Annotated in this window: 12 protein-coding genes; 9 read left to right on the top strand and 3 right to left on the bottom strand. The window is 70.6% G+C overall.

All coding sequences use genetic code 11. The features are described from left to right. Positions 1 to 3 precede the first annotated feature (3 nt). The 7 genes from ABZ386_RS07025 to ABZ386_RS06995 all read left to right on the top strand — a co-directional run bounded on the left by ABZ386_RS07025 (position 4) and on the right by ABZ386_RS06995 (position 6,723). Positions 4 to 387 (top strand): DUF5997 family protein, encoded by a 384-nt coding sequence (locus ABZ386_RS07025; RefSeq protein WP_358964019.1) that lies wholly within the window; start codon positions 4 to 6, stop codon positions 385 to 387. A gap of 224 nt (positions 388 to 611) precedes the next feature. Beyond that, on the top strand, positions 612 to 1,937 hold the full coding sequence (locus tag ABZ386_RS07020; RefSeq protein WP_351336822.1) for a sugar ABC transporter substrate-binding protein: 1,326 nt from the start codon (positions 612 to 614) through the stop codon (positions 1,935 to 1,937). After that, positions 1,934 to 2,845, top strand: a complete 912-nt coding sequence (locus ABZ386_RS07015) for a sugar ABC transporter permease (protein ID WP_358964017.1) — start codon at positions 1,934 to 1,936, stop codon at positions 2,843 to 2,845. The genes ABZ386_RS07020 and ABZ386_RS07015 overlap by 4 nt, the downstream gene beginning before the upstream one ends. Next, positions 2,842 to 3,786 (top strand): carbohydrate ABC transporter permease, encoded by a 945-nt coding sequence (locus ABZ386_RS07010; protein WP_351336824.1) that lies wholly within the window; start codon positions 2,842 to 2,844, stop codon positions 3,784 to 3,786. Before ABZ386_RS07015 ends, ABZ386_RS07010 begins: the two co-directional genes overlap by 4 nt. 24 nt (positions 3,787 to 3,810) lie before the next feature. After that, complete coding sequence (locus ABZ386_RS07005) at positions 3,811 to 4,719, top strand: 5-dehydro-4-deoxyglucarate dehydratase (protein ID WP_351336826.1); 909 nt, start codon at positions 3,811 to 3,813, stop codon at positions 4,717 to 4,719. Further along, the gene (locus tag ABZ386_RS07000) at positions 4,716 to 5,966 is read left to right on the top strand and encodes a glucarate dehydratase family protein (RefSeq protein ID WP_351336829.1); all 1,251 of its coding nucleotides are present in this window, start codon (positions 4,716 to 4,718) and stop codon (positions 5,964 to 5,966) included. The genes ABZ386_RS07005 and ABZ386_RS07000 overlap by 4 nt, the downstream gene beginning before the upstream one ends. 268 nt (positions 5,967 to 6,234) lie before the next feature. Then, entirely contained in the window at positions 6,235 to 6,723 is a 489-nt protein-coding gene (locus ABZ386_RS06995) for a hypothetical protein (protein WP_351336832.1), read from the top strand. Here the strand turns inward: ABZ386_RS06995 and ABZ386_RS06990 are convergent. After that, positions 6,689 to 6,991 (bottom strand): hypothetical protein, encoded by a 303-nt coding sequence (locus tag ABZ386_RS06990; RefSeq protein WP_356500820.1) that lies wholly within the window; start codon positions 6,989 to 6,991, stop codon positions 6,689 to 6,691. The genes ABZ386_RS06995 and ABZ386_RS06990 overlap by 35 nt on opposite strands. Positions 6,992 to 7,275: 284 nt before the next feature. On the opposite strand from ABZ386_RS06990, the gene ABZ386_RS06985 reads away from it, so the two are divergent. Both ABZ386_RS06985 and adh read left to right on the top strand, forming a co-directional pair. Then, positions 7,276 to 8,502 carry a GAF domain-containing protein gene (locus ABZ386_RS06985; RefSeq protein WP_358964014.1) on the top strand — a complete coding sequence of 409 codons (1,227 nt, stop codon included), beginning with the start codon at positions 7,276 to 7,278 and terminating at the stop codon, positions 8,500 to 8,502. A 101-nt stretch (positions 8,503 to 8,603) separates the two neighbouring features. After that, a complete protein-coding gene (adh, locus tag ABZ386_RS06980) occupies positions 8,604 to 10,121 on the top strand; it encodes an aldehyde dehydrogenase (protein WP_358964012.1) in 1,518 nt (505 codons plus the stop codon). Between the two features lie 80 nt (positions 10,122 to 10,201). Here adh and ABZ386_RS06975 read toward each other — a convergent pair whose 3' ends face one another. Both ABZ386_RS06975 and ABZ386_RS06970 read right to left on the bottom strand, forming a co-directional pair. Further along, positions 10,202 to 11,503: an RICIN domain-containing protein gene (locus tag ABZ386_RS06975; RefSeq protein ID WP_356672496.1), complete on the bottom strand. Its 1,302-nt coding sequence runs from the start codon at positions 11,501 to 11,503 to the stop codon at positions 10,202 to 10,204. Positions 11,504 to 11,603: 100 nt separating this feature from the next. Then, entirely contained in the window at positions 11,604 to 13,037 is a 1,434-nt protein-coding gene (locus ABZ386_RS06970) for an endo-1,4-beta-xylanase (protein ID WP_358964009.1), read from the bottom strand. Positions 13,038 to 13,348 lie beyond the last annotated feature (311 nt).

Raw genomic sequence — 13,348 nt, 5'->3', positions numbered from 1 at the left:
GGCATGACGTCGCACCAGAGCGCCCAGACGATGAAGCCCGCTACCGCGGCCAAGAAGCTGGGTGTGTACCTCGAGGCCACCCCCGCCGAGTTCCGGGAGGGTGTCGTCTCGCGCGCCGAGCTGAACGAGCTCCAGGCGAACCCGCCGCAGTGGCTTCAGGACCTGCGGCGCAACGGCCCGCACCCCCGCCCGGTGGTCGCGGCGAAGCTCGGCGTCTCCATCGCGGGGCTCGCCCGCGGGGGCGTCACCGAGCCCCTCACCTCCGATCAGATCGAGACGCTGAAGCAGGAGAGCCCCGAGTGGCTGGTGCGGGAGCGTGCCACCCAGGCGGAGGTCCGCAAGGAAGCGGCCCGCATCAAGGAGAAGAACGCCCAGCGCAACGGCTGACCTCCCGGTCTCCTCGCAGACGGCCCCCACCGGTCCATCCGGTGGGGGCCGCTGTCGTTTCCGGGCCCTATCCGGGCCGCGTGTGGCATAGGTGAAATCTTTCGGCCATGTCTTGACATGGCGAGGAAACAATCCGTAGCTTGGCCGATCATTTAGATTCGTGAAGGCAGTTCACGAATATGAACGGAGAACCATCCATGCGGGATCGCCGACGCTGCATAGACATGCGGCTCCGCCGCGCGCGCCGCCTGGCTGCCGCGCTCGCCGTCTCGGGGCTCCTGTTCGGAACGGCCGCCTGCGGCTCCGGTTCCGGCAGCGCCCGGGCCGGCGATCCGAACACGCTGGAGGTGTGGACCCGGAGCGACCCGGAGTCCGCCCAGACCTACGACCGGGTGTTCGCCGCCTTCACCAAGAAGACCGGCATCAAGATCGACTACCAGCCGGTCATGAACTTCGACCAACAGCTGCAGAGCCGCGCGTCCACCAAGGACCTGCCGGACGTCATGATCAACGACACGGCCCTGATGGGCAGTTACCAGGCGCAGGGCCTGCTCAAGCCCATCACCCCGGCCTCGATCGCGGGCCATGACGAGATCACCGCCAAGTCCTGGGCGTCCACCGTGGGCCGCGACGGCAGGCACTACGGCATCCCGTACTCCCGGCAGGCCATGACGCTGTTCGTCCGCAAGGACTGGCGCGAGAAGCTCGGCCTGCCGCAGCCGAAGACCTGGCAGGACACGCTCGCCCTCGCCAAGGCCTTCGCCACCCGCGACCCGGACGGGGACGGCAAGAAGGACACGTACGGGATGGTCGTGCCCGGCAGCGCGCAGAACGGCTATGTCGCCTGGTGGGGCGCCAGCTGGCTGTGGCAGGGCGGGGTGCGGATCCTCGAGAAGGAGGGCTCGGGCTACCGGCCCGCCATGGACTCCCCGGCCGCCCTGCGCACCGTCACCTGGATGAAGGACAACCTCTTCTGCGGTGACAACGGTGTCATCCAGCCCAGCGCCCTGACCTCCGTCACCGCGAACACCACCAACTTCCAGGACGGCAACGCCGGGATGTACCTCACCGGCCCGTACAACATCTCCACCTTCGACAAGGCGCTCGGCAAGGACAAGTACGAGGTGCTGCCCGCGCCGTCGGGCCCGGCCGGCAACAACGACGTGCTGGCCGACGGCGAGAACATCTACTTCGGCGCGAAGACCGGGAAGGCGAAGCTGGAGCAGACGCTCGCCGCGTTCCTGATCTCCCCCGAGGGCCAGACGCTCGCCATGACCGGCGACCACCAGCCGGTGGTCCGCATCCCCGTGAACTCCACCCTCGACGCGGCCGAGGTGCGCGACGACCCCCGCTGGAGTGTCGTGCAGAAAGCGTACGAGACGGCCTCCGTGCAGTTCCCCAACGCCCCCGACTTCGCCCCGATCAAGCAGGACACCGCCGACGCGCTGAACGCGATCTTCACGTACTGCGGCAGCGACGTCCGCTCCGGCCTGAAGGAGCTCAACGACACCCTCGCCGGTGACCTCAAGGACCAGGAGCTGCTGAAATGACCGCGACCGTGACGACGCCCGGGCCCCGCAGAGTCCGGTTCCCGGGCAAGAGGGCCGTACTGCCCTGGCTGTTCCTCGCCCCGGCCCTGCTGCTCGCCCTCGTCTTCAAGTTCCTGCCCATGGGCAAGGGCGTCTGGCTCAGCTTCTTCGACGTGCGGCCCTTCCTCGGTGACAAGTGGGTCGGCCTCGACAACTACACGCGGGTGCTGAGCGACCACCGCTTCCAGGACGCCATCGGGCACACCCTGCTCCTCGGCCTCGGGATGTCCCTCGGCGGCATCGTCGTCGGCTTCGCGCTGGCGCTGCTGCTGGAGGGCCAGGCCTGGTCGCTGAAGATCATCCGGACGGCCGTGTTCCTGCCCGTCGTCACCGCCACCGCGGTGGTCGGCGAGATGTGGCGGCTGATGTACTACCCGACCTCCGACGGCCTGATCAACAGCGGTCTCGGACTGCTCGGCCTGGGGCCCGTGCCCTACCTCGACAACCCCGACACGGCGCTGTGGGCGACGATGGCCATGGGCATCTGGATGCTCGCCCCGTACAACATGGTGATCATCCTCGCCGGCCTCGCGGGCGTGGACCGGTCGTTGTACGAGGCCGCGGCGATGGACGGCGTCTCGCTGTGGCAGCGGCTGCGGCACATCACGCTGCCGGCGATCCGCCCCGCCCTCGGCATCGTCCTCACTCTGGCCGCGATCCGCGGACTGCGCGTCTTCACCGAGGTGTACGTCCTCACCGGCGGCGGCCCGGCCGGCTCGACCGACGTGTGGATGACCCGCGCCTACACCCTCGGCTTCACCCGTAACGACATCGGCGGCGCCTCGGCCGCCTCCGTGGTCCTGCTCTGCGTGACGCTGCTGCTCACCGTCACGGTCAACTACCTCCGCAAGAGGGGAGACGCGCGATGAGCGCTCCCGCCATCGAGCCCGTCCGGACACCGGTGACCGCCTCCCCCGCGCGGCAGTCCGCCGGGAAGCAGCACACCACCCCCGCCCGTTTCGACACCGCCCTCGGCTGGAGCGACCGGCCCGGCCCCGCCTGGGCGCTGCGCGTCCTGCTCTGCCTGCTGGCCCTGGGCGTCTTCGCGGCGCCGTTCCTGACGATCTTCTCCGGCTCGTTCAGCGAGAAGGCCAGCGGTTCGACCCTGTCGTTCCTCCCCCACCACCCGACCCTGCTCAACTTCGAGGTGGCCGGTCAGCGCGGCATCTGGGACTACTTCGGCAACTCCCTGGTCATCGCGGGCGGCGCACTGCTGCTCCAGCTCGTCGTCTGCACGCTCGCCGCGTACGCCCTGGCCCGGCACAAGTTCCGCGGTCAGGCGCTGGTCCTGACCCTGTTCATGCTGACGATGATGCTCCCGGAGGAGGTCATCGCCATCCCGCTGTCCCTGGTCCTCGGCCATGTGCCCGTGGTCGGCCTCGACCTGAAGGGCACCGTCTGGGGCGTGATCCTGCCGCTCGGCGCGTGGGGGTTCTCGGTGATGGTGCTCACCGAGTTCATGAAGGACATCCCCGCCGAGATCGAGGAGGCCGCCCGCATCGACGGCGTGGGCGAGCTGCGGATGCTGTGGCAGGTCATCCTGCCGCTGTGCAGGCCCGCGCTCGGCGTGGCCGGGGTGCTCGGCTTCATCATGATCTGGGACCAGTACCTGCTGCCCCTGATCGCCGCCAAGGACCCCACCGACTACACGGTCACCGTCGCCCTGTCCATCCTGCGCACCGACCCCGAGGTCGGCTCCGGAGTGGTGCTGGCCGGTGCGGTGATCGCCCTGGTCCCCAGTCTGATCGTCTATCTGCTCCTCCAGCGCTCGCTGGTCACCGGCATCACCGCCGGTGCCACCAAGGGCTGACAACCCCCCACCCCTGAGGGAGACATGAAGTTCGAAGGAGTGCTGTTCTTCCCGGTCACGCCGTTCGCGGCGGACGGCTCACTGGACGAGGAACGGCTGGCCCAGCACATCGAGTCGGGTGTCGCCGCGGGCGCGGGAGGTGTGTTCGTCGCCTGCGGCACCGGCGAGTTCCACGCGCTGTCGCCGGAGGAGATCGAGCGGGCCACGCGGGTCGCCGTCGCGACCACGGCCGGCCGGGTGCCGGTCCTCGCGGCGGCCGGCGGCCCCACACCGGTCGCCCGGGACCATGCCGTCCGCGTCGAACGCGCCGGTGCCGACGGCATCCTGCTGCTGCCGCCCTACCTGGTCAGCGCCCCGCAGCAGGGCCTGGTGCGGTACGTCGAGGAGGTCACCGCCGCCACCGGGCTGCCCGTGGTCTTCTACCAGCGGGGCACCGCCCGGCTCACCGCTCGGACGGCCGCCGAGATCGCCGCCCTGCCGGGGGTCGTCGGCCTCAAGGACGGCATCGGGGACATCGAGCGGATGCACCGCATCGTCCGCGCGGTGCGTGCCGTGCCGGGCGGGAAGGACTTCCAGTTCTTCAACGGCCTGCCCACCGCCGAGATGACCGCGCCCGCGTACCAGGGGGTCGGCGTCGAGCTGTACTCCTCGGCGGTGTTCGCCTTCGCCCCGGAGATCGCCCTGGCCTTCCACCGGGCGCTCGCGGAGGGCGACGACGCCCTGGTGTCCCTGCTGCTCGACGAGTTCTACGGACCGCTGGTCGCCCTGCGCGACGAGGTGCCCGGCTACGCCGTGTCGCTGGTGAAGGCCGGGGTGACGCTGCGCGGCCTGGACGTGGGCGGCGTCCGGGCGCCGCTGCTCGATCCGGCGCCGGAGCACCTCGCCCGGCTCGCGAAACTCATCGACCGCGGTCTGGAGGTGGTCGGCGCATGAGCCCGACGCGTATCCGTGAGCTGATCGTCACGCCGATCGCCTTCGGGGACCCGCCGCTGCTCAACTCCAACGGCGTGCACGAGCCGCTCGCGCTGCGGATCGTCCTCCAGCTCGTCCTGGAGGACGGCACGGTGGGGCTCGGCGAGTCCCCGGGCGGCGCGGCCCGGCTGGAGCGGCTGCACGCCGCGGCGAAGGTGGTCGTCGGCATGGACGTCTTCGACGCCACCGCCGTCTCCGCCGCGATCGACGCGGCGCTGCGGCCGACCGTGCCCAGCTCCCACGAGCGCGGCTGGACCACGTCGGCCGTGGAGGTCGCGTGCCTGGACGCGCAGGGCAAGCTGCTCGGCCGTCCGGTGAGCGACCTGCTGGGCGGCAGGGTCCGCGACTCGGTGCCGTTCGCCGCGTACCTCTTCTACAAGTGGGCCGAGCACCCCGCGCTCGACGGCCGTCCCGCCATCGCCGACGACTGGGGCGAGGCGCTCGACCCGGCCGGCATCGTCGAGCAGGCCCGGCTGATGCAGGAGCGGTACGGCTTCCGGTCGTTCAAGCTCAAGGGCGGTGTCTTCCCGCCCGACGAGGAGATCGCCGCGATGCGGGCGCTGGCGGAGGCCTTCCCGGGGCAGCCGCTGCGGCTGGACCCGAACGTGGCGTGGACGGTGGAGACGTCGGCGTACGTGGCCCGTGAACTGGACGGTGTCCTGGAGTACCTGGAGGACCCGACCAAGGGCATTCCCGGCATGGCCGAGGTGGCGAAGGTCTCGCCCATGCCGCTGGCGACGAACATGTGCGTGATCGCCTGGGAGCACCTGAAGCCGGCCGTCGAGCAGGACGCGATCCAGGTCCTGCTCACCGACCACCACTACTGGGGCGGACTGCGTCGGACCCGTGAACTGGCCGCTGTGTGCGAGGCGTTCGGGCTCGCCCTGTCGATGCACTCCAACTCGCACCTGGGCATCAGCCTCGCCGCGATGACCCATGTCGCCGCGGCGATCCCCAACCTCGACCACTCCTGCGACACGCACTACCCGTGGAACTCGGCCGACGACGTGATCGTGCCGGGCGTGCTGGAGCTGCGCGACGGGGAGGTCAAGGTGCCCACCGGGCCGGGTCTGGGCGTCGAGCTCGACCACGACCGGCTGGAGCGGCTGCACCGGCGGTACGTGGACTCCGGGATGCGCAGCCGGGACGACACCGGCTACATGCGGCGGTTCCGCCCGGACTACGAGCTGCGGCTGCCCCGCTGGTGACACCCGTGCGGCCGGTCGCACGGGTCAAGCCAGCGCACGAGCACCATGCACGCGTGCGGAGTTGACCGATGCCTTACGGGTCGCACCTTCGCGTGCACCCTTTCGACCGGGACATGCGCGACGTAAACGCCAGACCGCGCCACCCCTTCCAGCGCGTAGAAATATCTACGAGCATGGCCAGGGCCGGGCGGCACGCGGAACCCCGCGGGCCACCGGCCCGTGTCCCGCGCGCGCCCTCGCGGCGCCGCCGACTGCGCCTGGGGTGGCCATGCAGAGCGTCATGTGGAAGCAAGCCGTCGAGTGGCTCGCCGCGGCGGCCACGGATCCGCAGGAGTGCAAGCGCGAGTGGGACCACGGCACGGGGACGGCGGTCGTGGAGGCCGGACGCTACTGGGACGTGCTCTCCGTCCCCGACCGGCTCGGCCTCCTCGCCCTGGACATCCTGTGGCGCGACCCGTTGAAGGTGCCCGGCCCCACCCTGGTGGACTCCGCCGCGCGCAGAGTGGGGTTCTTCCTGCCACCCGATCCGGTCAGCGAGTGGATCGGCTTCGGGGTCCGGCACGTCGGCCGGGGTTCCTGGGTCGCCGTGCCGCCGCCGTACCGGCCCGCCGGACGCCTGGAGTGGCTCGTCCCGCCGGACGGCACGGGCACGCTGCACCGCCCGGGTGCCCTCGAGTCGGCGCTGCGCGAGGCCACCGGCACCCTCGCCGTGCTCGCACCGGTCAGCGCGGACCCTGTGGTGCCGGACGGCTGGTGAGGCGGGGCCCGGACGGGACGACCGGGCCCATGTGCCGGCCGGCGGTCCACGAGGTGACGGCGGTCCAGGTCTCGCTCTCGGCCGGCGCGGCGAAGGAGACCCACTGGCCGTCGCGGTGCTCCGGGACCGCGTGGCCGCGGGCCTCCCACTCGGCCACCAGGGCCGCGTAGATCGGCGGATGGCCCGCGTAACCGTTGGTGAGTTCGGCGTACGGCCGGGGCGCGGCATCGGCCGCGAGAAGGCGCCGCGCCGTCTCAGTACTGTCCATGCCAGGGCAACGCGGCACCGCGCGCCGGTGGTACGCGGCCGGGACCCCCTCCGTCGGGTCGAGTGAACCCGTCACCCGGACGGCGGCATGCGGGCACCGGACAAACATCCAGTCAGCCGGTCGCCCGTTCAGCACACGCCCGGGCCCCCTCGCGCGGGCGTCCTCCGCTCGAACAGGGTTCTCGCCCCGGCGGCGGGAATCCGGTAACACTGTCGTCACGCCGACGACCGGCCCGGGCCCCGAGCCCGGCGCCGGCCGTCCCGGGACGACGGCGGGGAGAGGCCATGTCACAGCGCCCTGACCTCCGGCAGCGCAGGGCCGTGCTGGAGCACGAGTGGTCCCGCTGGGTGCCGCGGCTGAGCATTCCCGGCACCCGGCCGGGCGGCAGCGCCGCGCTGCGCCACGAGGTGACCGAGTCCTGGGCGCGTTCGCTGAACAGCGTCGACCCCTCCCGGGACAGCGCACCGGTCACCGACGGCGGCCGGGTCCACCAGCGCTGGACGTCCTCACCGCTGTACGGGCCGGTCTCCGCCCTCGCCGGGGAACTGCGCAGCATCGCCGAGGACGCCGGGTTCGTCACGGCGGTCACCGACGAGTCCGGCACCATCCTGTGGACCTGCGGCGGCCCGACCATGCGCCGCCGGGCCGAACGGGTCAACTTCGCGCCGGGCGGCCGGTGGGACGAGCCGGCGATGGGCACCAACGCCCTGTCCCTCGCCCTGCGCACCGGCCGCCCCAGCTCCGTCTTCTCGGCCGAGCACCTGGTGTCGGCGCTGCACGGCTGGGTCTGCTACTGCGCCCCCGTGCACGGCCCCGACGGTCGCGTCCTCGGCGTGCTGGACCTGTCCACGACCTGGGACCGCTCGCATCCCCTGGCCATGTCGACCGTACGCACCCTGGTGTCCACGATCGAGGCCCGCCTCGGCCCCGAGGCGGTGTCCGGCCCCGGCGAGGTGCGGCTCACCTGCCTGGGCGCCGAGCGGGCCGTACGGGAGGGGCGGCGGCTCGCCCTGCGCCCCCGCCAGCTGGAGATCCTCACCCTGCTCGCGCTCGAACCCGGGGGCTTCTCCCCGGAGCGGCTGCGCGCCGCCCTGTACGGCGACCGACCGGTCACGGCGTCCACCTTCAAGGCGGAGATCTCGCACCTGCGCCGCGCCCTCGGCGGCGGCGTCTCGCCCCGCCGCTACGCCCTCACCACCCCCGTGTCCTGCGACGCCGCGGACGTGCTGCGCGCGCTGGAACAGGGCGACACGGACACCGCCCTGCGCCTGTACGGCGGCCCGCTGCTCCCCCGCTCCGAGGCACCGGGCATCGAGGAGTGGCGCACCCGCCTGGAAGTGGCCGTACGCGAGGCCGTGCTGGCGAGCACGCGTCCCGAATACGCCCTGCGCTACGGCGAACGCGCCCCGTACGACGCGGAGATCCACGAGCACGCGCTGCGTCTGCTGGGGCCGGAGGACACGCGAAGGGCGATCGCGACGGGCCGGCTGACGACGGCGCTGCGCGACTGAGCCCCGTCACGGGCGCCAACCTTGTGCCAACCTCGCGGTCGCACAGTGAGGGGCGTCACGACGGCGTGGCCGTCACCCGCCCTGCCCCGAGGAGAGCCGCCATGGTGTACGCGCAGCCAGGAACCGACGGCAGCATCGTCAGCTTCGCCCGGCGCTACGACAACTTCATCGACGGCGACTGGGTGGCCCCGGTGGAGGGCCGCTACTTCGAGAACCCGACCCCCGTGACCGGCGAGGTCTTCTGCGAGGTGGCCCGCTCCTCCGCGGCCGACGTCGACCTCGCCCTGGACGCGGCGCACCGCGCGGCGGACAGGTGGGGCCGCACGTCCACCACGGAACGAGCGAACATCCTCAACCGGATCGCGGACCGCATCGAGCAGCACCTGGAGAAGATCGCGGTCGCCGAGACCTGGGAGAACGGCAAGCCGGTCCGCGAGACGCTCGCCGCCGACATCCCGCTGGCCGTGGACCACTTCCGGTACTTCGCCGGCGTGGTCCGCGCGCAGGAAGGCAGCATCGCGGAGATCGACGCCGACACGGTCGCGTACCACTTCCACGAGCCGCTGGGCGTGGTCGGCCAGATCATCCCGTGGAACTTCCCGATCCTGATGGCCACCTGGAAACTGGCGCCCGCGCTGGCGGCCGGCAACTGCGTCGTCATCAAACCGGCCGAGCAGACCCCGGCCAGCCTGCTCTACGTCATCGACCTGATCGCCGACCTGCTCCCGCCCGGCGTGCTCAACGTCGTCAACGGCTTCGGCGTCGAGGCGGGCAAGCCGCTGGCGTCGAGCCCTCGCGTGGCGAAGGTGGCGTTCACCGGCGAGACGACGACCGGCCGCCTGATCATGCAGTACGCGAGCGAGAACATCGTCCCCGTCACGCTGGAACTGGGCGGCAAGAGCCCGAACATCTTCCTGCCCGACGTCATGGCCGCCGACGACGACTTCCTGGACAAGGCGGTCGAGGGCTTCGTGATGTTCGCGCTGAACCAGGGCGAGGTCTGCACCTGCCCGTCCCGGGCCCTGATCCCGTCGTCCATCTACGACGACTTCATGGCCCGCTGCGTCGAACGCACCAGGGCCATCGTCGGCGGCGACCCGCTGGACCCGGCCACGATGATCGGCGCGCAGGCGAGCAACGACCAGTACGAGAAGATCCTCTCCTACCTCGACATCGGCAGGAAGGAGGGCGCAGAGGTCCTCACGGGCGGCAACTCCCGGACGGTTCCCGGCCTGGAGGGCGGCTACTACATCGAGCCGACGATCTTCCGCGGCACCAACGACATGCGGATCTTCCAGGAGGAGATCTTCGGCCCGGTCGTCTCGGTCACCACGTACGACTCGGTCGACGAGGCCCTGAAGATCGCCAACGACACGCTGTACGGCCTCGGCGCGGGCGTCTGGACCCGCGACGGCAACACGGCCTACCGCCTGGGCCGCGAGATCAAGGCGGGCCGCGTCTGGACCAACTGCTACCACGCCTACCCGGCCCACGCGGCCTTCGGCGGCTACAAGAAGTCGGGCATCGGCCGCGAGACGCACAAGATGATGCTCGACCACTATCAGCAGACGAAGAACATCCTTTGTTCTTACAGCCCTCGGAAACTCGGCTTCTTCTAGAGCGTGAAGTCGGGACCCGACCGGGGCAGACGTCGCGAGGGTGGAGCCAGGATCAGCCTGGCTCCACCCCTGCGGGCATGTCACTGGAACTGTGCGAAGAACCTCCAGATCTCCGCTTTGGTCCAGGTGGTGACGCCGCTTTCGCCGCCGGAGCCGTCGACCGGGCCGGGTATGTGGCCTCCGTCGAACGCGGCCCATTGGACCGGGTATCCGGCACGGCAGCCGGAGTAGGTGGTGGTGATGTGCGTGCGGCTGCCCGGCGCGGGCTCGCGCGGGCTCTGGGCGGCGCAGCCGTTGTTGCGGACGAACGTGTCGCGCAGGGACCGTCCTTGCCCGATGTTGAGGACGTTGTCGCTGATGCCGTGGATTCCGAAGTAGGCGATGGGCTGGGTACCGCCGCTGCACCCGCTGATCTGGGCGCCGGAGATGACCGCGACGGCCCTGAAGACGTTCGCGCGGCTGCAAGCGAGTGCGTAGCTCATCCCGCCGCCCCAGCTGAATCCCGTGGCGAAACGCTGTGCCGGGTTGACGCAGAGGCCGGCCTCGATGCGCCGGATCATGTCGTCGACGAAGGTGACGTCCTCACCGCCCGAATTGGCCCAGCCGTTGCCGAGGCCCTGGGGGGCAACGAGGATCGCGCTGTTGTTGGACTGTTCCTGTTGGCCGTAGTAGGACCAGGCGCTCCCGCTCGTACCGCCCGAGGCGACGTCGCCGGCGGTTCCGCCCCGCCAGTGGAACGCGAAGATCAGCCGGTAGCGGTGGCTGCTGTCGTAGTTGGCGGGAACCCTGAGGATGAAGCTGCGGGTCTTGCCGCCGCTCTGAATCGTGTGCGTGCCGCTCGTCAGAGTCGGGGCGCTGCCGCATCCGCCGCCGCCACCGGACGACAGCTTGACCATCTGCCACTGCTGGTTGGCGCCGCCCCAGTCGGTGTACTGGACGACGTTGCCGCCGTCGGCGGTGGAGGCGCCCTGCACCTCCACGGCCTTGCCGCTGGTGCGGTTGATCAGCCGGACGTGGCCCGCCTCGGAGTCGGCCAGGCGGAACTGCTGGTTGGCCCCGTTGTGGTCGGCCCACTGCTGGATCGCGGCACCGTCCGCGGTCGAGGAGCCGGCCACGTCGAGAACCTTGCCCGAATGCCGGGCCTTGAGGCGGTAGAAGCCACCGCCGGAGTCCACGAACTGCCACTGCTGGTTGGCTCCGTCGGTGCGCGTCCACTGGCCGACCCGCGCGCCGTCGGCGGTGGACGTGCCGGAGACGTCCAGCGCCTTGCCACTGTTGCGATTGACGAGGACGTACCAGGCATTGGTGTCCACCGTCGCCGCCTCGGCGGGCGCCGGATTCACCGCGGTGAGCATGCCGATCGCGAGGGTCGCCGCCACCACTCCGGCGAGCCTGGACCACCAGCGATGTCGTCGTGGTGGGGCGGGAGAAACCACACCGTGGCTCTTCATCGATTCACCCTTTCGTCTGTGGCAGGTGCCATCAGGTGCGGGTCCAGCGCTGGTTGCCGCCGTTCGAGCAGGAGTAGAGCTGGATCAGGGTGCCGTTGGCGGTGCCGCTTGCCACGGCGTCGAGGCAGAGGCCCGACTGGACGCCGACGATGGATCCGTCGGAGTTGAGGCGCCATTTCTGGTTGTCGCCGCCCCAGCAGCTGTAGATCTGGACCTTGGCGCCGTTGCCGGTGCCGGCGGCGTCCAGGCACTTGTTGCCGTAGACCCTGAACTCACCGGCGGCGGTGTACGTCCACTGCTGGTTGGTGCCGTTGTGGCAGTCCCACAGGTGGAGCTGGGTGCCGTCGGTGGTGCTGGTGCCGGGCACGTCCAGGCAGCGGCCCGACGCGACGCCCTTGATCTGTCCGGAACCGGGCGGGGGCGTGGAGGTGCCGCCGTTGAGGGCGTTGAGGACGGCGGTGTAGGCGGGCTTCTTGCTGCCGTCACCGTTGAACAGCAGCGGCGTGTGCTGCGGTCGCCAGGAGTCGGTGTCGCGCACACCCCAGACGGTGATGCCGAGGCAGCGCGGGACGGCCAGGCAGTCGTTGGTCACGGCGGCGTAGGTCGAGGCCGGGGCGCCCTGGATGTCGAGTTCGGTGATGGCCACGTCGACGCCGAGGGCGGCGAAGTTCTGCAGGGTGGTGCGGAAGTTGCTGTTGTAGGGGCTGTCGTTGTTGAAGTGCGCCTGGAAGCCGACGCAGTCGATCGGTACGCCGCGCTGCTTGAAGTCGCGGACCATGGCGTACATGGCCTGGGTCTTGGCCCACGTCCAGTTCTCGACGTTGTAGTCGTTGTAGCAGAGCTTGGCGGCCGGGTCGGCGGCGCGCGCGGTGCGGAAGGCGACCTCGATCCAGTCGTTGCCGGTGCGCTGCAGGTTGGAGTCGCGGCGGGCTCCCGAACTGCCGTCGGCGAACGCCTCGTTCACGACGTCCCACTGGACGATCTTGCCCTTGTAGTGGGCCATCACGCCCTTGATGTGGTCGATCATCGCCTGGCGCAGCGCGCTGCCGCTGAGGGCCTGCATCCAGCCGGGCTGCTGGGAGTGCCAGGCCAGGGTGTGACCGCGCACCTGCTTGCCGTTCTGCACCGCCCAGTTGTAGACGCGGTCACCGGCGGCGAAGTTGAACTGGCCCCGCTGCGGTTCGGTGGCGTCGATCTTCATCTCGTTCTCGGCCGTCACCGAGTTGAACTCGCGGTTCGCGATCGTCGTGTACGCCGAGTCGCCCAGCCGGCCCGAGGCGATGGCGGTGCCGAAGTAGCGGCCGCTCTGCGCCGCCGCGGCGCCGAGCGTGTTCTCGGCGGAATGTGCGGGGGACGGCGGCGCGACCAGTGCGGCGACCGTACCGAGGACGCCGACGACCAGCGCCAACAGCAGGTGGCGGATCTTCCGGCGGACAACGGGTCTGGGAAGGGCATACAAGCCCATGGCTGTGCCTCCAAGGTAGACATCACGGATGACTGGAGTGCAGGGAAAGGGGCGTCCGTGCGCACTCGGCAGACGGACGGGGCGGGGGCGGAACCCGGGCACGGAAGCACCGGACACACGGACTACGGCCGGTCACTCAGAGAGGGATGATTGAGCGATTGACAGTGGCTCGTCAATACTCCTCACCGAAGAAAGTTTCCGTTCTGTATTCGCAACTTTCGAACGCTTCGAGCCGGACGGCCCACCCCTCCGGCGCCACCTTCGGCAGGTCCCATAGGGCCTGAGCAGGGATTGGCCAGCACACCAGCTCG

Origin of the sequence: Streptomyces sp. NPDC006140, assembly GCF_040628815.1 — a bacterium.
GTDB lineage: Bacteria > Actinomycetota > Actinomycetes > Streptomycetales > Streptomycetaceae > Streptomyces.
This window is presented reverse-complemented; position numbering and strand designations above follow the sequence as displayed.

Excerpts from the sequence above, each read along its gene's own strand:
- ABZ386_RS07025 (WP_358964019.1), top strand. The coding sequence starts at position 4 with ATGACGTCGCACCAGAGCGCCCAGACGATGAAGCCCGCTACCGCGGCC.
- ABZ386_RS07020 (WP_351336822.1), top strand. The coding sequence starts at position 612 with ATGCGGCTCCGCCGCGCGCGCCGCCTGGCTGCCGCGCTCGCCGTCTCG.
- ABZ386_RS07015 (WP_358964017.1), top strand. The coding sequence starts at position 1,934 with ATGACCGCGACCGTGACGACGCCCGGGCCCCGCAGAGTCCGGTTCCCG.
- ABZ386_RS07010 (WP_351336824.1), top strand. The coding sequence starts at position 2,842 with ATGAGCGCTCCCGCCATCGAGCCCGTCCGGACACCGGTGACCGCCTCC.
- ABZ386_RS07005 (WP_351336826.1), top strand. The coding sequence starts at position 3,811 with ATGAAGTTCGAAGGAGTGCTGTTCTTCCCGGTCACGCCGTTCGCGGCG.
- ABZ386_RS07000 (WP_351336829.1), top strand. The coding sequence starts at position 4,716 with ATGAGCCCGACGCGTATCCGTGAGCTGATCGTCACGCCGATCGCCTTC.
- ABZ386_RS06995 (WP_351336832.1), top strand. The coding sequence starts at position 6,235 with ATGCAGAGCGTCATGTGGAAGCAAGCCGTCGAGTGGCTCGCCGCGGCG.
- ABZ386_RS06990 (WP_356500820.1), bottom strand. The coding sequence starts at position 6,991 with ATGGACAGTACTGAGACGGCGCGGCGCCTTCTCGCGGCCGATGCCGCG.
- ABZ386_RS06985 (WP_358964014.1), top strand. The coding sequence starts at position 7,276 with ATGTCACAGCGCCCTGACCTCCGGCAGCGCAGGGCCGTGCTGGAGCAC.
- adh (WP_358964012.1), top strand. The coding sequence starts at position 8,604 with ATGGTGTACGCGCAGCCAGGAACCGACGGCAGCATCGTCAGCTTCGCC.
- ABZ386_RS06970 (WP_358964009.1), bottom strand. The coding sequence starts at position 13,037 with ATGGGCTTGTATGCCCTTCCCAGACCCGTTGTCCGCCGGAAGATCCGC.